Consider the following 19,833-nt stretch of genomic DNA (forward strand, 5'->3'; position numbering starts at 1 on the left):
GATTGACGCGGCTCATCCTGTCGACCGCCACCTGTTTCAGCCTGGTGTGATCGATGACGCCGCGCGGCGCGAATACGTTCATCGAGGCCAGCGCCATGTTGCTGGTGATCGAGCGCAGCGGCACGATGCCTTCGCGCTTGCGCTCCTCCGGCACCAGGCCGATGCCGGCGGCAATCGCATCGCGCGGGCCGGCGAAGCGCGCCGCCTTGCCGTCGATTGCAATGGTGCCGGCCGTGGCGCGATCGGCGCCGGCCAGGAGCCGCAAAAGTTCAGTTCGGCCGGAACCGACCAGGCCGGCAATCCCCAGCACCTCGCCGCGATGCAGATCGAACGACACGTTGCGCACCTTCGTCGCCGAGGAGAGGCCACGCGCGCTCAGCATGACCTTGTTCGTGGCATGGGAATTATGGTGTTCCTGCGCCAGTTCGCGGCCGACCATCATCGCCACGACCGCTTTCTCCGACAGGTCTTTCAGATCGACGGAATCGACGACGATGCCGTCGCGCATGATGGTGGCGCGCCGGCAGATGCCGAATACCTCATCCAACTTGTGCGAGACATAGACGACGGCGACGCCATCGCGCGCCAAACCTGTAATGACTTGCGCGAGCCGTTCGAATTCGCTCGGCGTCAGGCTCGATGTCGGCTCGTCCATGGCGACGATGCGGGCGCGATCGAGCAATGCCCTGGCAATCTCGACAATCTGCCGCTGCGCCACCTTCAGGGTGCCGAGCGGGGCGGCTGGATCGATGGAAGGGTCGATGGCTGCAAGAGCCTCGGCGGCGCGGCGCTCCTGCTCTCTGCTGGCGACGAAGATGCCGCCGCGCGTCAGCGGATGGCCGAGGAACATGTTCTGGGCGACGCTGAGGCGCGGCACCTGCTGCAATTCCTGATGGATCATGGCGACGCCCGCAGCGCGCGCGGCAACCGGGTTGGCGAGTGTAACCGGCTTGCCGTCAATGAGGACGCTTCCCGCTGTCGGCCTGTAGACGCCAGACAGGATGCGCAGCAGCGTCGACTTGCCGGCGCCGTTTTCGCCGAGCAGGCCGTGGATTTCACCGGCCCCCACCGAGAGTGACACCTCGTGGAGCGCCCGTACAGCCGGAAACAGCTTGGAAATGCCCTTGAATTGCAGCCTGGGTGACATCGGGTTCTATCTCCGGGCCATGGTGCCGGACAGAAGCGACTTGCCCTGACCGGCACTGTTGGTTGGCCTTACTGGCCCGCAGCCGCGTCCTCGAGCAGCGCCTTGCGCGCGTCGGCGCCGGAATAGCGGTCGGCATTGTCCTTGGTGATCAGCACCTGTGGCGTGGCGACGACGCGCGGCAGCTTCTGTCCCGCGACGAGACGCAGAGCTGTTTCCAACGCCACTTCGCCGGTCAGAACGGGGAAACTGTCGACCGTGCCGGTCAGTTCGCCGGCCCGTATGGAGGCATAGGCATCCGAAATGCCGTCGGTGCCGAAGACCGCAACCTTGTCCTGCAGGCCGGCAGCCTTGACAGCCTCGACGATGCCGAGCGCCATGCCGTCATTGTTGGCATAGAAGCCGATCAGGTCGGGATGCTGCTGCAGGATGTTGGTGGCCGCGTCATAGGAGGTCTGGCGGTCCCAGTTGCCGGGAACGCTGGCGACAACCTCGAACTTGCCTCCCTCGGTGATGGTCGACTTGAAGCCATCGGTGCGCTGCACGGCGGCATAGACGCCAGCCTGGCCTTCGACGATGGCGACCTTGCCGCCATTCGGACGGTTCTTGATGAACCATTTGGCGACGCGCACGCCATTGTCGCGTTGGACGTTGCCGACATAATGCTCGGCCTGCGGGATGACGGCGTCATTGACATTGACCACCGGCACGTTGGCGGCCTTGGCCTGCTCCATGATCGGCTGCAGATTGGCATCCGTCTGCGGCGAGACGAGCAGCACGTTGTAGCCCTGCGTCACCAGGCCTTCGGCGATGGTGAGCTGGCCGAGCTGGTCGCCCTCGCTCTGCGCTGCCTGATAGACGACGGGAACGCCGACCTTGGCGCCGAATGCCGTGTAGCCCTCGCCCAGCGAGCGCCAGTATTCATTGGTCAGCGTCTTGGAGACCGCGCCTGCCTTGGTGCCTTCGGGCAGCTTGGGGAACGCGCCGAACTTGGCCTCGACCTGCGACCAGTCGATGCGGTCCTTTTCCGTGTCGGAATTGAGCGGCGCGAGGTCGGCGGAAAAGGCAGAGCCGATCGAGAGCGCCATCAGTGCGGCGGTAGCGGTGGCAAGCAGAAGTTTCATTGTATTCCTCCCTGGTTGAAAAACGGCGATGGCGCGGATACCTCAGCTATCCGGCCCGAGCATGATTTCCTGGATGATGGCCTGCGACGTAACGGCATCCTGGCTGTCCATGGCGGCGGACAGGCGATTGTCCTGCTCCAGCCGGTCGACGACGCGCAGCATGCGCTTGACGGTGGCGATGTTGACTTCGCACTCGCGCACCGGATCGAGCCCGGTCATATCGGGGAACGTGTCGAAATAGATGGCGCCGGCGTAACCGTCGCGATGAATCTGCCTGAGCAGCTCGATGGTCTGCAGCGTGTGCACCGCGCCGACCATCAGGCCGTCGTCGCGCTTGGCGTAGCCGTCGTTCAGGTGCACGCCGAGCAGCTTGCTGTGACGCGCCACCAGGGCCGCGGCAAAGGCCGGCTGTTCGTCGGCGTAGAGCACATGAGCGAAATCGAGCGTGACGCCGAGATTGGGCAGGCCGACATCGCGGATCGCCAGCAAGGTCGTCGCCGCATCCGGCATCAGGCTGTAGGAGCGGGGTTCGTTCGGTTTGTATTCAAGGCTGATCTGACAGTCGGGATCATGTGCCGCAACTTCACGAATCCCATCAATTTCGTGTTGCCAAAGCGTCGAATAGTCGGCTTGGAAGGCGTAGTCGAAGCCATCCTGGCCGAGCCACAGCGTCATCAGGCTGGCGCCGGCCTCACGCACGGCATCGATGCCGGCCTTGGTCAGGTCGATGGCCTCGCGGCGCACCGCCGGATCCGGATTGGTGAAAGCGCCGAGCTTGAAGGCGGGGTTGGAGTAGTAGCGCATGGCAAAGCCATTGATGGAGAGCCCAAGATCGCCCAGTTTCAGGGCGATTTCCGTGGGCTTTTCACCGACGTGGTCAGGAAAGTTGAGATCAAGATCGGTAAGCCCCTCGACCTTGGCGGCGCGGGCCGCCATCTGCAGCAGCGACGGCTTGCCGGTAAGATCGGGCCACTCGGCCTGCGGCCGCGAGGCAAAAGAATTCAGGCGCGTGGCGAAACGAGTGGCTGTCATGATCGATCCTTCAATCGTCATGACTTCACATAAATAAAGATATTTGTAAAGTTATTGTTTTGAGAGGCTACGAAGCGGCCACCAGGCTGGACCCGCCAAGGCGCGCTAAGGGAGCCGGCAGTTTCCGGCCGGTGCCCTGGAGAGCCCGTCAGGCCAATAGGCGCATGCTGGCGCGTGCTGGTTACGGTCGGCGCATTTCAGCAAGCGATTCGCCGGGTGTTCAATCTGGCCAGCGTAAGACGCCGGACGAATCCTTGCGGGCGAGTTTCATCGCATCGGCCGGGCGGTCCTTGGCGGTCAATATGGCGCGCAGCCGTTCGGCGACGATCTCGGCCTCGCCGGGATGAAGATTGCAGGGGTCGAGGAAGAAATGGCCGCGCTCCACCTCATGGTTGCGCACGATGATCGGTGGCGAGCCCGCCGCCAATGCCGAGGTGAGGCCGGCCGCCGTGAACCGGCTTTCGGGCAGTACAAAAATCTGAAGCCGATCGAGAGGGTTGGCGGTCGGATCGGGAATGATCTGCGCGACAATGCCCGGCAGCCCCTGCAACGTCTCCTTCCACAGGTTGAGCGCGGCGTCTTCGCGGCGGCGGATGCCGGCATGGTCGCGCTTTTCCCAGGCTTCCAGTGCGGCCATGGTGCCGGCGATGCTCTCCTTGCCGACCTTCATGGCGCGGGCGACGCCGCGGTTCTGGAGATAGGCGGTGCGAACCAGATCCTTGCGCCCGGTGACGATGCCGCTGGTCGGCCCACTCAGGAATTTGTGGCCGCTGTAGATGACAATGTCGGCGCCGCGCGCGAGGAAGCCGCGCAGATCATACTCTGAAGCCGCATCCACGATCACAGGGACGCCCCTGGCGTGGCAGATCTCGCAGAATTCCTCCAGGGACAGCATGCCATACTGCACGGTGTGGTGCGCAACGACGTAGAGGCCCGCCGCCGTGCGGTCGTTGATCGCGTCGCGCACATGATAGTCCTGCGTCACGCTGACCGTGCCGGCCGGCACGACCCTGGCGCCCGCCAGCCGGACCGACTGGTCGATCGGCGCACCATAGTTGACGATGTGCCCGAGCTGGACGATGACCTCCGACTTGAGGCCCTCCGTGTTATCAGGCAGCCGCTCGATGGCGAGCAGATTGGTCCCCGTCATAGCACCTGCGATCGCCATGGTGATGCCGCTGGCGCAGCAGGCAGTGATGAAACCGGCCTCGCCGCCGGTCAGGCGCGCGACAATCGTGCTTGCGGCACGTTGCAGGTCATCCAGTTCCACCCATTGCGAGGCCATTTCCGCCATGGCGCTGATCGCTTCGGGGACGATGATCGACGCGCCGAGCGCGGTCATCGTGCCGGAGACATTGATGATCGGGCGAAGGCCGAGCCGTTCACGGATGGTGGTGTTGGAGCCGTCGGTGGAAGTGGTTTTCATCTCTCGGATTCCATTCTTCTAAAGGTCAGGCGGCGATCTCGACAACCGCCTCGATTTCAACGGTGATGTTTCCAGGCAAGGAGCCGACGCCGATCGCCGAGCGGGCATGGCCGCCGATATTGTCGAACACATCGGCAAACAGGTCGGAACAGCCATTGACCACTTTCGGGTGGTCGCTGAAGGTCGGTATGGCGTTGACGAAGCCGAGCAGCTTGACGACGCGCACGATCCGGCCAAGGTCGCCGGTGGCTGCGTGCATGACGGCAAGCAGATTGAGGCCGGTGAGGCGGGCATGGCCATAAGCCTGCTCGACGGTGACATCCTCCCCCACCTTGCCGGTACACAGCGTGCCGTCGGTGCGCAGCGGACCCTGGCCGGACAGGAAGATCAGCCGGCCGCTCTCGGCATGGGTGACGAAGTTGGCGATCGGTGTCGGCGGCTCGGGCAGCGTCAGGCCCAACGCGGCGAGCCGGATATAAGGCGTCATGAAAGAAGGCTCCTTGCGACAGCGTTCGCTGTCCCGTTCTAGAAATGCGAGGCGCGGAAGCGTGCCAGGAAGGTGCGCAGGCGCTCATTGTCGGTGTCTGCCGCCAGGATTTCGGCGGGTGGACCCGCCGCGCTGACGCCGCCATCGGCCATGAAGATGATGCGGCTCGAGGCATCGCGGGCAAAGGCCATTTCGTGCGTGACCATGACCATCGTCATGCCGTCCTCGGCTAGGCTGCGCACGACCTCAAGCACCTCGCCGACCAGTTCCGGGTCGAGCGCGGAGGTTATCTCGTCGAGAAGCAGGATCTTCGGCCCCATGGCCACGGCGCGGGCAATGCCGACGCGCTGCTGCTGGCCGCCGGACAGTTCGGCGGGCAGGCTGTCAGCCTTGTGGGCGAGGCCGACCCGGCCGAGCCAGTGTTCGGCGATGGTGCGCGCTTCGGCGTTGCTCTTGCCGCGCACCTTGGTGAGGCCAAGCATGATGTTGCCGGCGGCTGTCAAGTGCGGAAAGAGGTTGAAGCTCTGGAACACCATGCCGGTCTCGGCGCGCATCGCCGCGAGATCGCGTTCGCTGCGACGCTGGCGGGTTCCGGCTTCGCGAAAGCCGACCTCCTTGCCGTCGATGCGGATCGAACCACTGTCATAGCTTTCGAGAAAGTTGACGCAACGCAGCAGCGTGGTTTTGCCGCTGCCGGAGGGGCCGATGACCGTCACCACCTCCCCCTTCGCCACCTGCAGGCTAACCGAACGCAGGACCTGGACGGTCCCAAAGGCTTTGGAAACGTCCTGGACGTCGAGAAGGGCCGGCGTGTTTTTCGGACTTGTGGACATTGCTATTCCCGGATGAAGGAGAAACGCCGCTCGAGCCGCCGGCTGGCGAGCGAAAGGGCATAGTTGACAGCGAAGTAGATGAGCGCGCCGAGAATATAGAGCGGCATGGCCTCATAGGTGCGGCCGATGACCTGGTTGATGGCCTGCATCAGGTCGGTGATGCCGAGCAGCGATACCAGCGCGCTGCCCTTGACCGCATCGGTGACGCCGTTGATCCAGGGCGGCAGGAAGCGCCTGAACGCCTGTGGGAAGATGACGTAGGCGAGTCGCTGTCGAAAGGTCAGCCCGATCGCCATCGCCGCCTCGGACTGCCCTTTCGGAATGGAGCCGACAGCACCTCTGAAATATTCGACGACCTGGGCTGTCTTGAACAGGGTCAGCGCCAGCACGGCGGCCCAGAACGACGGCAGATGAAGCCCGACGGCCGGCAGTCCGTAATAGGCAAAGAAGATGAGCACCAGGATCGGTATGCCGCGAATGGTGTCGCTGAAGATGCGCACGGCCCATTGCAACGGCACCGGGCCATAGACGAGACCGACGCCCATGATCACGCCGGCAATCAGCGAAAACACCACGACCAGCAGGGATACCCACAGTGTCAGGGCAAAGCCCTGGGCGAGGAAAGGCAAGGCATAGGCGATCTGGGTGAGCATATCAGCGCGCCGCCCTGAACCGGCGCTCGACAAGCCGAAGCGCAAAAAGCAAGATGTAGCCGGTCACCAGATACATCGCCGTGACCACGAGATAGACCTCGACGATGCGGAAGGTGTTGAAGTTGATCCACTGGGCGCCATAGGTCAGCTCGGGCACCGAAATGACCGAGGCGACGGAGGTGTCCTTGAACAGCGATATGAAGGTGTTGGACAATGCCGGCAAGGTGATGCGCAGCATGGTCGGCAGGCGCACGTTGAGCAGCCTTTGCCAGGGCGTCAGGCCGATTGCCTTGCCGGCGTCCAGTTGTCCGCGCGGAACGGCTTCGAGCCCGGAGCGAAACACCTCGACCAGATAGGCGCCGCTATAGAGCGACAGCGTGACGACGAACGAGGTCGGCGCGCTGTAGGCGATGTCGACCACTGTCGGCAAGCCGTAGAAGACGAGGTAGACGAGCAGGATCAGCGGCACGTTGCGGATGAATTCGACGTAGGCGGCGATGATGGTGCGCACGACGCGTCCGGCAGACACATACCAGACCGCCAGGACCAGGCCGATGACGATGCCGATGGCGATCGATATGACGGCGAGTTCGAGACTGAGCAGCAGTCCGCCCCACAGCTTGTCGAAGTGCCGCCAGATCAGGTTGAAATTAAGGGCATAGCCCATGCGTCCGCCTCAGTGCCGCAGGCTTAGAGCGGTTCACCGTTTCACGAAACGGCGACCCGCTCTAACTCTTTGTTTTGACGCAATTCCGGACGGAAAACCGTTTCACACTTTTCCTGGAATTGCTCTGGGGAGGCGGAAGGGCGCTGGATACGCCCTTCCGCCCGATGCAGGTCAGATGGCCGGGAAGCCGGGATGGCGCGCCGGCGGCTCCTGTCCGAAATAGTCCTTGAAGGCGGCATCGTAGAGTGCGTTTTCGTGGCCGAACATGGCGATGGTGAAGGTCGCGTTGACGAAGGTCAGCCAATCAAGGTCGCCTTGCCGGAGTGCCGCGCCATAAAGCATGCTCAGCCAGCTCTTGCCGGCGTCGAAATATCTGTCCGGATTGCGCGAGGCGAGCCAGCGCACCGTGGACAGATCGACGGCAGCGGCGTCGACGCGTTTCGATTCCAGTGCCTGCAGCACGTTGGCCTGGGTATCGATCTGCATAACCTGGCACTCGGGCAGCACCGAATGCACCTGCGCCTCGGCATCGACATTCTGCAGGATGGAGACGCGTGTCGCCGAGCCGCCGGCAAGCAGCTTGTCGAAGGTCTTGTTCTCGGCGGTCGGAAGGCTCAGCAGGGCGACGCCCTCGACATAGTAAGGCCGGGAAAAATTGACCAGCTGCGAGCGCTGCGCGCTCATCGTCATGAACTGAATGGTGATGTCGACCTTGTTGGTGGTGACGTTGGGGATGCGCTGTGCCGGATCCTGCATCACGAACTCGACCTTGGTCGGATCGTCGAAAAGGCCCTTGGCAAGAATGCGCCCCATGGTGATGTCCATGCCGACGAGTTCGCCGGCATCGTTCTCGAAGTGCCACGGCGCATTGGTGCTGCCGGTGCCGACGATCAGCTTGCCGCGATCGAGCACGGTGCGCAGCAGGCTGTCGGGTGCTGCCTGGGCAGCGGCCTTCTGGGCATCGACGGTTACCGCTGCACCCACGACGCCGGCCGTGGCCAGTCCCGCCATTCCCAATTTCAGAAAATCACGTCTTCCGGATGTGTCGTTCACGGCGACCTCCTTTCGTTTGTGTTCCCCTTGCACAGGCAATACACGCGTCAGTGACCTCGAAGCGATTGTCTCTTACAAGAGACGCGTGTATCCTGTACAGGACAGATACTAACACCGGGAATCAACAATGCAAGATGGCAATGCCTCGGCACTTTCAGCCGGCGAGAAGATTTCGGGCTCCCGAGAAAAGGGGCTCAACCGGGTGCTCGAGATTCTGGAGTTTCTTCACACCACCCAGCGCGCGATCGGCATTGGCGACCTTGCCAAGGGCGTGAACGCGCCCCGCTCGACGACCTATACGCTGGTGCGGTCGCTGGTTGATGCGGGACTGCTGGAAATGGAAGGCGACGGCAATCGCGTCTATTTCGGCAAGAAGCTCTATCTCTACGGAATGGACTATGTGCAGGGCAACGACCTGTTGAGGCGGGGGCGCCAGGAGGTCGACAATCTGTCGCGCGAGACCGGCGAGACTTCCGAACTGTGCATGCTGCAGAGCGGCCGCTATACGATCGTCCATGCGAGTCCCGGCACTAGGCCGTTCCGCATCAGTTCCGCCACCGGCTTGCAGATACCGCTGCCCTGGACGGCCTCGGGGCGGCTGCTTCTGGCGGGGCTGGAGAAGGCTGAGATCGAAGGCATGGTGTCGGACGACGATCTCGTGCTGCCCGACGGGCGCAAACTGCGGCTCGACGATTTCGTCGCCGACATCGCAAAAGCGCGGATCACCGGCTATTGCGTCACCTCGGGCCTTGTCGATGCCTATACGAAGTGCCTTGCCGCACCGGTGTTTTCAGCGCCGGGCAAGGTCGAGGCGACGATGTGCCTGGTGGTCCCCATCGATACATCCGAGGGGCGGACCGGCGAACTTATCGGCCTGCTGCGTGATCGTGCCGCGAAGCTTTCGATCGCCGGGTAGCGCGAGCGAGCGAACGCCAACTCACGCAATGATGTCGGGAATGATCTTGTCTTCCAGCGCCATCAGCCGGTCCTTGAGGAACAGCTTCTTCTTCTTCATGCGCTGGATCTGCAGCGGATCGCAGGCCATGGCGATCATCGCGTTGATGGCCGCATCGAAATCGGCGTGTTCCTGCTTCAGGCGGGAAAATTCTAGGCGAATATCGGCCTGTTCCTGATCGGACATTCTCTACCGTCTGCACGTCTGCGGCGCCCAAAACTGGGCCTGATTGGGCGGGACCGGGTGTTTTGTCACCGGCGTGCAGCCCATATCACATTTCAAGGTGTCGTGGAATGCTACCACGGATCATTCGACATCGCGGCCGGATGGTGGCACAGTGTCATTGTGCCGTCACAGAAGCGAACCTGCGGTGGACGCGCCGTGACGGTTGCAATCGAGGAAAACCATGAAAGGGAGAACCAATCATGTCTCTTGCATCCCATCTTGATGAGTTGCAGCGGAAACACGGCGACATCGAACGTGAAATCGATGACGCGATGAATCATCCATCGGTCGACGACCTCGAAATCGTGAATCTCAAGCGACGCAAGCTGGCACTCAAGGACGAGATTGAAAAACTAAGAGGCAAACCGACCACGCATTGACGCCCTCCTGATATAGCCGCCCAATATCCGCGGCCTCTTTTCCCGGCGGCACCCCGCCGCCGGCGTGGAGGGTTTTGATTTTCCAGCACCGGTCTGTCAGCCGAAGCTGGACTTGCACCCGGCTCAATCTCCGCTTCGGCCGTCGCCCGTTTCGCCAGATCATCGATTGTTTCTGGTCGCCGGCGGCGGGCGATTCCGGCCAGTGGCGACCTGTCGCCATTGACAAGCCATCTTTGCTCCTCCACCTCATGCCCGGACCTCAGCGCATCGGCCCGGGGCGTCGTTGTGCGTCCATGCAGGACACAAGATGCTCCAGAGACAAAAGGCTGCCGGCATGACCGGATATTTTTCCTCTCCTTTCCCCCGCCGCACGTCGGTGGGCGTCGATGTCGGCGGCGTGGTGGTCGGCGGCGGTGCGCCCGTTGTCGTCCAATCGATGACCAACACCGACACGGCCGATATCGACCAGACGGTTGCGCAGGTCGCAGCACTGCACCGGGCCGGCTCGGAAATCGTGCGCATCACTGTCGATCGCGACGAGAGTGCCGCCGCCGTGCCGCGCATTCATGAGCGGCTTCAGCGGCTTGGTATCAACGTGCCGCTGGTCGGCGATTTCCACTATATCGGCCACAAGCTTTTGGCCGATCATCCGGCCTGCGCCGAGGCGCTGGCCAAATACCGCATCAATCCGGGCAATGTCGGCTTCAAGGACAAGAAGGACCGCCAGTTCGCCGATATCGTCGAGATGGCGATCAGGCATGACAAGCCGGTGCGCATCGGTGTCAACTGGGGCTCGCTCGACCAGGAGCTTTTGACCCGGCTGATGGACGACAACCAGGACAAGGGTTTTCCGCTGACCGCGCAGGAGGTGATGCGCGAGGCGATCGTGCAGTCGGCGATCCTGTCGGCCGAGATGGCGGAAGAGATCGGCCTTGGCCGCGAAAAAATCATCCTGTCGGCCAAGGTCAGCGGCGTGCAGGACCTGATCGCCGTCTATACCGAACTCGCCACCCGCTCCAACCACGCGCTGCATCTCGGCCTGACCGAAGCCGGCATGGGCTCGAAGGGCATCGTCGCTTCGTCGGCCGCCATGGGCATTCTGCTCCAGCAAGGCATCGGCGACACCATCCGCATCTCGCTGACACCGGAGCCGAACGGCGACCGCACGCGCGAGGTGCAGGTGTCGCAGGAATTGCTGCAAACCATGGGGTTCAGACAGTTCGTGCCGATTGTTGCCGCTTGCCCCGGCTGCGGCCGCACCACCTCCACCGTGTTCCAGGAACTCGCCCAGAACATCCAGGCCGATCTCAGGAAGAACATGCCCGTGTGGCGCGACAAATACCCCGGCGTCGAGAACCTCAAGGTCGCGGTGATGGGTTGCATCGTCAACGGCCCTGGCGAGTCCAAGCATGCCGACATCGGCATTTCGCTGCCCGGCACGGGCGAAATGCCGACGGCGCCTGTCTTCGTCGACGGCAAAAAGGCGGCGACGCTGCGCGGGCCGTCGATCGCCGCGGATTTCGAGAAAATGGTCGCCGACTATATCGAGCAACGGTTCGGTCGCGGCAAGGCCGCGGCGGAGTAGAACCGATGCAGCGTTTCCTTTGGGCAGCGCTGATCCTGCTGTACGGGCTGACCTGGTCGACCCTTGTGCAGGCCGATCCGCCGCAATCCGCCAAACAGCGGCTGATCGACAAGGTCTGCAATCTGATCCAGGCGCATGCCGACCAGAACGGCCTGTCCAGGGATTTCTTCGCTCGGCTGATCTGGAAGGAAAGCCGTTTCGATCCCAACGCCGTCAGTCCGGTCGGTGCCGAAGGCATTGCCCAGTTCATGCCGGGCACCGCCAAGATGCGCGGGCTTGCCAATTCCTTCGACATCAACCAGGCGATCCCGGCTTCGGCCAGATATCTCGCCGAAATGAAAACCGGCTACGGCAATCTCGGCCTGGCCGCCGCCGCCTACAATGCCGGCGAGAGCCGGGTGTCGCGCTGGCTCAGCTCCGGCGGTTTCCTGCCGATGGAAACCGAAAGCTATGTCTTAGACATCATGGGCGAACCAGCCGACAAGTTCACCGACCGGGCCTATGCCGGAAGGGTCGAGCCGCTCGACGCAAAGACGGATTTCGCCGTCGCTTGCCGAAAACTGCCGGTGATCATGTCGCGGACGGTGGCCATGGCTTCGATCAACATAAAGCCATGGGGCATCCAGGTGGCCGGCAATTTTCGCCGCAGTGCCGCGATCACCCAGTGGCTCAGGGTAAGGAGCCGGTTCCCGGCCCTGCTCAACGGGCATGATCCGGTGGTCAGCCGGGTGCGCACACCGATCGGCCGGCGCGGCATCTACGCGGTCAGGATCGGTGTCGACCGCCGCGCCGATGCCAACGTTATTTGCCAGAAATTGCAAAGTGTCGGTGGGGCGTGCGTGGTGGTGCGCAACCGGTAAATGGGCCGCTGCCGGCATGGTGTTTGTCCGAGAGAGGCATTTAAAAGCGATAGCCGTGACGTCGCATCCAGCAAAGATTTCAGCTATAGCGGCGGCCATCTTCTCTAAGGGCGACAGCCCCTGCCTTTGACGAGCAGCATGGACACAACATGTTCGACGGGTACATTATCTGCGGCACGCCGAGGACCGGAAGCACGCTGCTGTGCAAGCTTCTGGCATCCACGAAGACGACTGGCGATCCGCACTCATTCTTTCGGCGGCAGGATGTGCTGGAGTGGGCTGAAGAGTGGAAGCTGCCTGATCGCGACACGATGAGTGAGCTCGACTTCAATGTCGCCTATCTCAACGCGGCGATCGCTGCGGGCAGGGGTGGAACCGGCCTCTTCGGCCTTCGCTTGATGCGCGAAAATCTGGATGAGCTTTCGATGATCCTCGACCGGATTTTCCCGAAACTGCCGTCGGACAGAGCGCGGTTCGAAAGAGCATTCGGCAATGTTCTCTACATACACCTCTCGCGGGAGGACAAGCTCGCGCAGGCTGTCTCCCTGATCAAGGCAGAGCAGACCGGCCTTTGGCATATCGCTCCCGACGGCACCGAGATCGAAAGGGTCGCGCCGCCGAAAGAGCCTCAATATGATTTCGAGCGGATCAAACGAGAGGTCACGGAACTCGAGACCTATGACGCGGCCTGGAACATTTGGTTCGCAGCGCAAGGCATATCCCCGCTGCGCGTCGGCTATGAGCGCCTTTCAGGCAATCCGGCCGCGACATTGCTAGGCATCTGCGAAGCCCTGGGAGTCCCAGCGCCTGACGGGGAGGATGTAAGCCCCGGCGTTGCAAAGCTCGCCGACGCGACAAGCCTCGACTGGATGCGCCGCTATCGTCTGGAGGCAGCAGCCGTCTGACGCATCCTCATGGATGCAGTCTAGGCGGTCTTGGCCACGACCGTTTCGCTGAGCCAGGTGCCGATCTTGGTGCCGAGGCGGTCGGGCGAAACGGGCTTCGGCAGATAGTCGTCCATGCCCGATTCGATGCACTTGTCGCGATCACCCTTCAGCGCGTGCGCGGTGACGCCGATGATCGGGATGTGGGCGCCCGTCGAGACCTCCATCGCCCGGATGGCGCGGGTCGCCTCGTAGCCGTTCATTTCGGGCATCGAAACGTCCATCAGGATCAGCTTGGGGCGCAGCGCCCGGTACATTTCGACCGCCGTGCGGCCATTGCCGGCGATACGGTAGCTCAAGCCCAACCCATTGAGGATCTGGCCGAAGACCAACTGGTTCACGTCATTGTCCTCGGCAATGAGGATGTCGATCGGTCCGTTCGGCGCGGTTGTCAGTTCCGGCGCTGCCGTGACCGGCATTGCCGGGCCGCGGATGACAGTGAAGGCGGGCGGCGCTGCCAGGGAAGCCTGCACGATCGGTTCGCGGACGAACCGCGCCTTGCCGACCTGCGAACGGGCCTTCTGAATGACCGAGATGACGGTGCCGAGCAGCACCGCGGAGCGCGCCGGTTTGGTCAGATGCGCGGCAATGCCGAAGTCGATGATCATCTTACCGAAATCGACCTGGTCGACCGAGGTCAGGATAACGATCGGGATGGCCGACAGGCGGCTGTCGGAAGCAATGGCTCTGGCGACGTCGGCGCCGTTCATGCCCGGCATTTGGTAGTCGAGGATGATGCAGTCGACAGCGGCGCCCAACTGAAAGGCGCGGTCGAGGAAGGCCAGGCCGACGGCGCCGCTTTCGGCGGCGGCACAGTCGAAGCTCCAGCTTCTGAGCTGCTCGAGCAGGATTTCGCGGTTGACCGGATTGTCGTCGATGACCAGCACGCGCGCGCCCGTGACGTCGACCGGCACGATCTCGTCGCGCGCCGCGGCCTGATGCGCGGGCAGCGGCACCGCGAACCAGAACACCGAGCCGCGGCCGATCTCGCTTTCGACGCCGATCTTGCCTGCCATCAGGTCGACGAGGCGGGCGGCGATGGCCAAGCCAAGCCCCGTGCCTTCATGACGGCGGGTGGACGAGCCGTCCACCTGCGCGAATTTTTCGAACACGTTCTGCAGTTTCTCGGCCGGTATGCCGATGCCGGTGTCCTCGACGCGGATCTTGAGTTGGACCACGTCGTTGACGATTTCGCCGCCGACATCGATCAGCACATGACCCTTTTCGGTGAACTTCACGGCATTGCCGAGCAGGTTGGTGATGATCTGCCGGAACCGGCCGGCGTCGCCGACGACATGGGCCGGCAGGCGCGGGTCGACACGCACGATCAGTTCAAGGTTCTTTTCGGCGACGCGCGCCGAGACCAGCGTCGCCACATCCTCGACCGCCTCGGAAAGGCGGAAGGGAGCAGGGTCTAGAGTGAGTTGCCCGGCATTGATCTTGGAGAAATCGAGGATGTCGTTGATGATGGTGAGCAGCGCGTTGCCGGATTTGACGATGACGTCGGTGAAGGTCTTCTGGCGCGGGGTCAGATCGGTCTTGGCCAGCAGTTCGGCCATGCCGAGCACACCGTTCATCGGCGTGCGGATTTCGTGGCTCATATTGGCCAGGAATTCGGATTTGGCGCGGTCGGCGGCCTCGGCCTTGAACAGGGATTCCGCGGATTCGGCAAAGGCGCGGCGGATTGCCACTTCCATCGGGCGGAAGATCCAGAAGGCGACGATGGCAAGCGCCGCGAACAGGATGCCGCTCGCCCACAGCAGCAGCCTGTCGCTTGAGGCATCGGCCAGGTGGCGCTCATCATCCATGGCGGTACGGACGCGGACCAGCATCGGCTGGGCGAACAGGTCGTTCTGGTTGCGGATTTCGCGATAGCTCCACTCGTCGACCTTTTGCGCCATCGACATCAGGTTGAAATTGCGCACCATGTCGCGCGGCGACCAGAACAGATCGCCGTTGACGGAAGCGGACTGGAGTTCGTTGACGGTCTTGATCGACAGCCGCGGCTTGATCGCCGCAAGTTGGGCGGTCAGCGTCTCGATCTCGCCGGTCAGGCGCTCCGAATGGCCGCGCGCCGATGTGGTCAGGGCATCGCGTGTCTCCGCCCGCCAGGCGGTGCCGGCCGTCTCGGCGAAGCTGGTCGCGTTGCGCAGGTCGCGGGTGAAGATGACGAGGTTGCTGCTCAGCGCATCGATGTCGCGGCGAAAGGAATTGACGCGGTCAAGCGCAATCACGATACCGGCGGAAGCCAGCGCGAAGATCAGCAACCCTGAAATATAGCGGATCCGGACCGACCGGATGAAGGACGAATATTCAGGCATGCGCAACCCCAACACATACGCACCATTTTAATGGCCGGGATTACGCTTCATTTACATTAAAATTTCGTTCGTGCGGGCAGGCAGGCCATGCGAACCGCCGGATGGACAGCACGCCTAGGCCGCTTCCACGACGAGGGCGCGGATGCGGCCACTCACCGGGCCTTCCCCGAACCGTTTCCCCATGGCATTCGCCACGTATCGCGTCGCCTCCTCCAGCGAGCCGCCGCGCGCCTCGATCTCGGCCCGCAGGGGTGTGCCCTGGCAATAGGCCGTGGCCGCCTCATATGGCGACGAAGCGGCGCTGACGGCATCCAGCGGCTCCATGGTGATGTCGCGGAAGCCGGCGGCATGAAGGTCGGCGCGGATGACGTCCGCATCGTGATAGCCATGCGGCGTCCTCGCCATGAAGCGCGGCGGATCGGCCGGGAAAAAATGGCCGAGCGCCCGCGTTACCTCATCGGCGAACTCGTTGTCTTCGATGGCACTCCAGACGTTGAACAGGAAGTGCCCGCCCGGCCGCATCACCCGCCGCGCTTGGCCGTAGGCGCCCACCCGATCGGGGAAGAACATCGCGCCAAACTGGCAGACCACGGCGTCGAACTGTGCGTCCTCGAAGGGCAGCGCCTGGGCGTCGGCTTGCCGCCAGGTGATGCGAGGATCGTCCGCCATCCGCGTACGCGCGTGGTCGAGCATGGGCTGGTTGAGGTCGGTGACCACGATGCGGGCTTGCGCCGGCAACTTTGCTGCCATCGCACGTGTCACCACACCGGTGCCCGCCGCCACTTCGAGCACCGATTGCGGCCCGAGCTTCGACACCCGCTCTGCCAGATCCCGTGCATACGGCTCGAAGATCAGCGGCACCATCGCCCGGTCGTAGACCTCGGCAATGGAACCGCTGAACAGCTTGTCGGTGGTCGACATGGCACCCCTCCAACTCTACCCGCACCGCGTGCGTGCCGTGCGGATGGCAAAGCGATGTCGATCCTCTGCCTCGGCAGGCTTCCGCTCAAGTTCTATTTCTGAATTGGCCGGCGGAGGATGAGCGAACTTTAGTCAGCTCGATATCTCGGCTGGCGCCAACCTCAACTGGTGCGGGTCGCCACGAACGTTGCCGCTTCTTTCAGCAACTGGGCGTCGTCGCCATAAGGATCAAGCAGTGCATGCGCCTGCTCGACGAGGCCGTGCAACTGGCTGCGAGCCCAATTCGCACCATGCAAGGCCACCAGCGTCGCCTTGCCGGCGGCGGCGTCCTTGCCGGTTGCCTTGCCCATCTGGCTGGCATCGGCGGTCAAATCGAGCAGGTCGTCGGCAAGCTGGAAGGCAAGACCGATCGCCGAGCCGAATTCGGCCAGCCGCTCGCGGTCATCGGCCGGGGCGCCGGCGATGAGGGCACCTGCCTCGCAGGCGAAACGGATCAGAGCGCCAGTCTTCATCGCCTGCAGCCGGATGATGCCGGCCTCGTCCGGCGGCGTCTGTTCGGCTTCGAGGTCGAGCTTCTGGCCGCCGACCATGCCGCCGGGTCCGGCGGCGCGGGCCAGCGCCAGCACCAGGGCCGCCCGCCGCTCCGCGGGCAGGGCGGTCGCCTCGCCGGCGATGATGTCGAAGGCCAGCGTCAGCAAGGCATCGCCAGCCAGGATGGCGGTCGCCTCGTCGAAGGCTCTGTGCACGGTCGGCTGGCCACGACGCAGGTCATCGTCGTCCATGGCGGGCAGGTCGTCGTGTATCAGCGAATAGCAATGCACGCATTCAAGTGCGGCGGCGACACGCAGTGTCGCCTCGCCATCGGCGGAAAAAAGGGCGGCACTTTCCATGACCAGGAAGGGCCGCAGGCGCTTGCCGCCGTTCAGCACGCCGTGCCGCATGGCTGCCATCAACCGCTCAGGCCGGGCGATCTCGCCCGAAAGCGCGCGGTCGTCGAGCAGCCGCCGCAGCAGCACCTCGACGGCGGCAGCGCGTCGGATGAGCGCCATTTCGAACGCCATTTGGTCGTCATTCGTCATGGCCGGGACCGGTAGCCGACACTCAGACGTTGCGCAAGAAGGCAAGCGCCATTATGCCGGAGCAGTATGAGCCCGTTTGGAAACTCTGCTCCTGCGGTCATCTGAGGGCGTTTTCTGCGCTTCCGGTGCTTGCGTACTCTAATGTACGCTCCGCTCCGGTTCTCGAAAACACCGTCACATGACTCACAGGAGCGCGTTTCAAAACGAGCTCTCTGGCACGGGTTGGGCGGCTTGGCGGAACCGATCGTCGATCATGAAACCGAAAAGCTGGACATGGCGACGAGATCGCGAGGCGTAAATCGCCGCGGTCTCAAACGCTGGGTCCGGCGCGGCATCGTCGTGGCTGCGGTGCTGGCTTTGATTCCGGTCGTGCTGACCTTTCTCTACCTGCCGTTCTTCGTGCATCCTGTCTCGACGCTGATGTTGAAGGACCTGGCGACGTTCTCCGGTTACGACCGCCGCTGGGTGTCGCTCGACGACGTGTCGCCGGTGCTGGCCAATTCCGTCATCATGTCGGAGGATGGGCAGTTCTGCTTTCATCGTGGCGTCGATCTCGGCGAGCTGAGAGGCGTCGTCGACGACGCGCTGGCCGGCGAAGCGACGCGCGGTGCCTCGACCATCACCATGCAGACGGTAAAGAACCTGTTTCTGTGGTCGCGGCCGCTGGGCTCGGTGCGCAAGGTGGTCGAATTGCCGCTGGCCGTCTATTTCGATGCGGTGATGTCGAAACGGCGCATCATGGAAATCTACCTCAACATCGCCGAGTGGGGGCCGGGCATCTACGGCATCGAGGCCGCGGCACAACACCATTTCGGCGTTTCGGCAAAACAGCTGTCGCGACGGCAGGCCGCCCTGCTTGCGGTCTCCTTGCCAAATCCGATCGCCCGCAATCCGGCCAAGCCCGGGCCTGGCCTGAGGCGGCTTGCCAATCTGATCGAGCGGCGAGCCGGCCGCTCAGGCGCCTATGTCGGTTGTCTCCGCTAGACGATCCAAAAAAATTCGCGCCAGTGCTGGCCAAAACGGCACAGGGCGTGTATAGGCACCCGACTTTCTCAGATTTAGGCCCCGACATGGCCCTTTCACGAGGGCGGGCGGGGCTTTTGACCATGTAGTGGAGCATATCCATGGCCGTTCCGAAACGTAAAACCTCTCCGTCCAAGCGCGGCATGCGCCGCTCGGCCGACGCCCTCAAGGCCCCGACCTATGTCGAGGACAAGAATTCCGGCGAAATGCGCCGTCCGCACCATATCGACCTGAAGACCGGCATGTATCGCGGTCGCCAGGTGTTGACGCCCAAGGAAAGCTGAGACCAGCTTTTTCAAAGGTTTGAATTTCCATAAGGACCGGCCGGTGGCTGGTCCTTTTGCGTTTGGGCCGGACGGCAGCGCATTTCGAGGCGTGCACCGCCGGCGTTGCAAATCCTTCGGCCGGCAACCGGCTGACATGGTTGTTGCGTGCGGTCTTCGACCGTGTTCAGCGCTGATGGCGAAACATCTTGACGACGTGGCCATGGCGCATTCTACAAAGGATCGCCCCCACATGGAGACGCCAGATGTTCGGTGCCATTCCGCTGCTGATCGTGCCTTTCGTGCTCTACAACCTCGGACTGCTGGGAATTTTCGGCAGCGGTGACGATCCGTGGGCAAGCGAGGTCTTCTCCTTCAGTATGATGTCGGGCGGCGTGTTCTCGATGACGCTGGGCGACCTGATGATACTGATCGGGCTGGTCTTCCTGTTCCTCGAAATGGCGAAGTCGGTGCGCACGACCAATGCCTCGATCATGGACCATCTTCTGTCGACGCTGGTATTCGTGGCCTTCCTGGTCGAGTTCCTGCTGGTGAAGGGCGCGGCCCATTCCGTCTTCTTCACGCTGATGGTCATCGCGCTGTTCGATGTGCTGGCCGGATTCGCGGTGTCGATGCGATCGGCCAGCCGGGACATCAATTTGAATTAGGTCCCTAGCGCGGAAGGCGGAAGTTTGACGGGCGCTTGCGCTGACAGTTGTCGGAAACGCCCGTAACGTCGTCATCCTCGGGTCTCCGCGATGGAGCTTCGCTCCTGCTCCGCCCGTGGATGACGAAGTTCTCCGACGCTCAGCCCGGATCGGCGGTGAAGCCCGCGGCCTCGATGCCGGCGATGGCCGC

At 63.0% G+C, this 19,833-nt stretch carries 21 protein-coding genes; 8 read left to right on the forward strand and 13 right to left on the reverse strand.

Features of this window, described 5'->3' with window-relative positions; all coding sequences use genetic code 11:
* The 9 genes from EOD15_RS09155 to EOD15_RS09195 all read right to left on the reverse strand — a co-directional run.
* On the reverse strand, nt 1-1,147 hold a 1,147-nt coding region (locus EOD15_RS09155), incomplete at its 3' end, for a sugar ABC transporter ATP-binding protein (protein WP_148129513.1).
* A 68-nt stretch (nt 1,148-1,215) separates the two neighbouring features.
* Entirely contained in the window at nt 1,216-2,268 is a 1,053-nt protein-coding gene (locus tag EOD15_RS09160; RefSeq protein ID WP_127319400.1) for a substrate-binding domain-containing protein, read from the reverse strand.
* 42 nt (nt 2,269-2,310) lie between these two features.
* Nucleotides 2,311-3,300 (reverse strand): TIM barrel protein, encoded by a 990-nt coding sequence (locus EOD15_RS09165; RefSeq protein ID WP_127319398.1) that lies wholly within the window; start codon nt 3,298-3,300, stop codon nt 2,311-2,313.
* A gap of 220 nt (nt 3,301-3,520) precedes the next feature.
* On the reverse strand, nt 3,521-4,726 hold the full coding sequence (locus EOD15_RS09170; RefSeq protein WP_127319396.1) for an aminotransferase class V-fold PLP-dependent enzyme: 1,206 nt from the start codon (nt 4,724-4,726) through the stop codon (nt 3,521-3,523).
* 25 nt (nt 4,727-4,751) lie between these two features.
* A complete protein-coding gene (locus tag EOD15_RS09175) occupies nt 4,752-5,213 on the reverse strand; it encodes a RidA family protein (RefSeq protein ID WP_127319394.1) in 462 nt (153 codons plus the stop codon).
* Nucleotides 5,214-5,251: 38 nt separating this feature from the next.
* A complete protein-coding gene (locus tag EOD15_RS09180) occupies nt 5,252-6,046 on the reverse strand; it encodes an amino acid ABC transporter ATP-binding protein (protein ID WP_127272345.1) in 795 nt (264 codons plus the stop codon).
* A gap of 2 nt (nt 6,047-6,048) precedes the next feature.
* Entirely contained in the window at nt 6,049-6,699 is a 651-nt protein-coding gene (locus EOD15_RS09185) for an amino acid ABC transporter permease (RefSeq protein WP_127319392.1), read from the reverse strand.
* Between the two features lies 1 nt (nt 6,700).
* The gene (locus EOD15_RS09190; protein WP_127319390.1) at nt 6,701-7,366 is read right to left on the reverse strand and encodes an amino acid ABC transporter permease; all 666 of its coding nucleotides are present in this window, start codon (nt 7,364-7,366) and stop codon (nt 6,701-6,703) included.
* Nucleotides 7,367-7,537: 171 nt separating this feature from the next.
* Nucleotides 7,538-8,419, reverse strand: a complete 882-nt coding sequence (locus EOD15_RS09195) for a transporter substrate-binding domain-containing protein (RefSeq protein WP_127319388.1) — start codon at nt 8,417-8,419, stop codon at nt 7,538-7,540.
* A gap of 127 nt (nt 8,420-8,546) precedes the next feature.
* Between EOD15_RS09195 and EOD15_RS09200 the strand changes: the two genes are divergently transcribed.
* Nucleotides 8,547-9,335 (forward strand): IclR family transcriptional regulator, encoded by a 789-nt coding sequence (locus EOD15_RS09200; RefSeq protein ID WP_127319386.1) that lies wholly within the window; start codon nt 8,547-8,549, stop codon nt 9,333-9,335.
* A gap of 21 nt (nt 9,336-9,356) precedes the next feature.
* On the opposite strand, the gene EOD15_RS09205 is transcribed toward EOD15_RS09200, so the two are convergent.
* The gene (locus EOD15_RS09205; RefSeq protein ID WP_013529216.1) at nt 9,357-9,560 is read right to left on the reverse strand and encodes a DUF465 domain-containing protein; all 204 of its coding nucleotides are present in this window, start codon (nt 9,558-9,560) and stop codon (nt 9,357-9,359) included.
* 239 nt (nt 9,561-9,799) lie between these two features.
* Between EOD15_RS09205 and EOD15_RS09210 the strand changes: the two genes are divergently transcribed.
* From EOD15_RS09210 to EOD15_RS09225, 4 genes are all read left to right on the forward strand, one after another.
* A complete protein-coding gene (locus EOD15_RS09210; RefSeq protein ID WP_013529217.1) occupies nt 9,800-9,979 on the forward strand; it encodes a YdcH family protein in 180 nt (59 codons plus the stop codon).
* A gap of 334 nt (nt 9,980-10,313) precedes the next feature.
* The gene (gene ispG / locus EOD15_RS09215) at nt 10,314-11,564 is read left to right on the forward strand and encodes a flavodoxin-dependent (E)-4-hydroxy-3-methylbut-2-enyl-diphosphate synthase (protein ID WP_164761630.1); all 1,251 of its coding nucleotides are present in this window, start codon (nt 10,314-10,316) and stop codon (nt 11,562-11,564) included.
* 5 nt (nt 11,565-11,569) lie between these two features.
* Complete coding sequence (locus EOD15_RS09220) at nt 11,570-12,424, forward strand: lytic transglycosylase domain-containing protein (protein WP_127319382.1); 855 nt, start codon at nt 11,570-11,572, stop codon at nt 12,422-12,424.
* A gap of 149 nt (nt 12,425-12,573) precedes the next feature.
* The gene (locus EOD15_RS09225; protein ID WP_127319380.1) at nt 12,574-13,329 is read left to right on the forward strand and encodes a Stf0 family sulfotransferase; all 756 of its coding nucleotides are present in this window, start codon (nt 12,574-12,576) and stop codon (nt 13,327-13,329) included.
* Nucleotides 13,330-13,349: 20 nt separating this feature from the next.
* Here EOD15_RS09225 and EOD15_RS09230 read toward each other — a convergent pair whose 3' ends face one another.
* From EOD15_RS09230 to EOD15_RS09240, 3 genes are all read right to left on the reverse strand, one after another.
* On the reverse strand, nt 13,350-15,689 hold the full coding sequence (locus tag EOD15_RS09230) for a response regulator (RefSeq protein WP_127319378.1): 2,340 nt from the start codon (nt 15,687-15,689) through the stop codon (nt 13,350-13,352).
* Nucleotides 15,690-15,803: 114 nt separating this feature from the next.
* A complete protein-coding gene (locus EOD15_RS09235) occupies nt 15,804-16,610 on the reverse strand; it encodes a methyltransferase domain-containing protein (protein ID WP_127319376.1) in 807 nt (268 codons plus the stop codon).
* Nucleotides 16,611-16,771: 161 nt separating this feature from the next.
* Nucleotides 16,772-17,689 (reverse strand): polyprenyl synthetase family protein, encoded by a 918-nt coding sequence (locus tag EOD15_RS09240; RefSeq protein WP_127408434.1) that lies wholly within the window; start codon nt 17,687-17,689, stop codon nt 16,772-16,774.
* A 222-nt stretch (nt 17,690-17,911) separates the two neighbouring features.
* On the opposite strand from EOD15_RS09240, the gene EOD15_RS09245 reads away from it, so the two are divergent.
* The 3 genes from EOD15_RS09245 to EOD15_RS09255 all read left to right on the forward strand — a co-directional run bounded on the left by EOD15_RS09245 (nt 17,912) and on the right by EOD15_RS09255 (nt 19,643).
* Nucleotides 17,912-18,673 carry a transglycosylase domain-containing protein gene (locus EOD15_RS09245; RefSeq protein ID WP_127319735.1) on the forward strand — a complete coding sequence of 254 codons (762 nt, stop codon included), beginning with the start codon at nt 17,912-17,914 and terminating at the stop codon, nt 18,671-18,673.
* A gap of 140 nt (nt 18,674-18,813) precedes the next feature.
* Nucleotides 18,814-18,996 carry a 50S ribosomal protein L32 gene (gene rpmF, locus EOD15_RS09250; protein WP_008834724.1) on the forward strand — a complete coding sequence of 61 codons (183 nt, stop codon included), beginning with the start codon at nt 18,814-18,816 and terminating at the stop codon, nt 18,994-18,996.
* A gap of 245 nt (nt 18,997-19,241) precedes the next feature.
* Nucleotides 19,242-19,643 carry a hypothetical protein gene (locus tag EOD15_RS09255; protein WP_023810946.1) on the forward strand — a complete coding sequence of 134 codons (402 nt, stop codon included), beginning with the start codon at nt 19,242-19,244 and terminating at the stop codon, nt 19,641-19,643.
* Nucleotides 19,644-19,833 lie beyond the last annotated feature (190 nt).

This window comes from Mesorhizobium sp. M7A.T.Ca.US.000.02.2.1 (assembly GCF_003996995.1).
Taxonomy (GTDB): Bacteria; Pseudomonadota; Alphaproteobacteria; order Rhizobiales; family Rhizobiaceae; genus Mesorhizobium.

Excerpts from the sequence above, each read along its gene's own strand:
- EOD15_RS09160 (WP_127319400.1), bottom strand. The coding sequence starts at position 2,268 with ATGAAACTTCTGCTTGCCACCGCTACCGCCGCACTGATGGCGCTCTCG.
- EOD15_RS09165 (WP_127319398.1), bottom strand. The coding sequence starts at position 3,300 with ATGACAGCCACTCGTTTCGCCACGCGCCTGAATTCTTTTGCCTCGCGG.
- EOD15_RS09170 (WP_127319396.1), bottom strand. The coding sequence starts at position 4,726 with ATGAAAACCACTTCCACCGACGGCTCCAACACCACCATCCGTGAACGG.
- EOD15_RS09175 (WP_127319394.1), bottom strand. The coding sequence starts at position 5,213 with ATGACGCCTTATATCCGGCTCGCCGCGTTGGGCCTGACGCTGCCCGAG.
- EOD15_RS09180 (WP_127272345.1), bottom strand. The coding sequence starts at position 6,046 with ATGTCCACAAGTCCGAAAAACACGCCGGCCCTTCTCGACGTCCAGGAC.
- EOD15_RS09185 (WP_127319392.1), bottom strand. The coding sequence starts at position 6,699 with ATGCTCACCCAGATCGCCTATGCCTTGCCTTTCCTCGCCCAGGGCTTT.
- EOD15_RS09190 (WP_127319390.1), bottom strand. The coding sequence starts at position 7,366 with ATGGGCTATGCCCTTAATTTCAACCTGATCTGGCGGCACTTCGACAAG.
- EOD15_RS09200 (WP_127319386.1), top strand. The coding sequence starts at position 8,547 with ATGCAAGATGGCAATGCCTCGGCACTTTCAGCCGGCGAGAAGATTTCG.
- EOD15_RS09205 (WP_013529216.1), bottom strand. The coding sequence starts at position 9,560 with ATGTCCGATCAGGAACAGGCCGATATTCGCCTAGAATTTTCCCGCCTG.
- EOD15_RS09210 (WP_013529217.1), top strand. The coding sequence starts at position 9,800 with ATGTCTCTTGCATCCCATCTTGATGAGTTGCAGCGGAAACACGGCGAC.
- ispG (WP_164761630.1), top strand. The coding sequence starts at position 10,314 with ATGACCGGATATTTTTCCTCTCCTTTCCCCCGCCGCACGTCGGTGGGC.
- EOD15_RS09220 (WP_127319382.1), top strand. The coding sequence starts at position 11,570 with ATGCAGCGTTTCCTTTGGGCAGCGCTGATCCTGCTGTACGGGCTGACC.
- EOD15_RS09225 (WP_127319380.1), top strand. The coding sequence starts at position 12,574 with ATGTTCGACGGGTACATTATCTGCGGCACGCCGAGGACCGGAAGCACG.
- EOD15_RS09230 (WP_127319378.1), bottom strand. The coding sequence starts at position 15,689 with ATGCCTGAATATTCGTCCTTCATCCGGTCGGTCCGGATCCGCTATATT.
- EOD15_RS09235 (WP_127319376.1), bottom strand. The coding sequence starts at position 16,610 with ATGTCGACCACCGACAAGCTGTTCAGCGGTTCCATTGCCGAGGTCTAC.
- EOD15_RS09240 (WP_127408434.1), bottom strand. The coding sequence starts at position 17,689 with ATGACGAATGACGACCAAATGGCGTTCGAAATGGCGCTCATCCGACGC.
- rpmF (WP_008834724.1), top strand. The coding sequence starts at position 18,814 with ATGGCCGTTCCGAAACGTAAAACCTCTCCGTCCAAGCGCGGCATGCGC.
- EOD15_RS09255 (WP_023810946.1), top strand. The coding sequence starts at position 19,242 with ATGTTCGGTGCCATTCCGCTGCTGATCGTGCCTTTCGTGCTCTACAAC.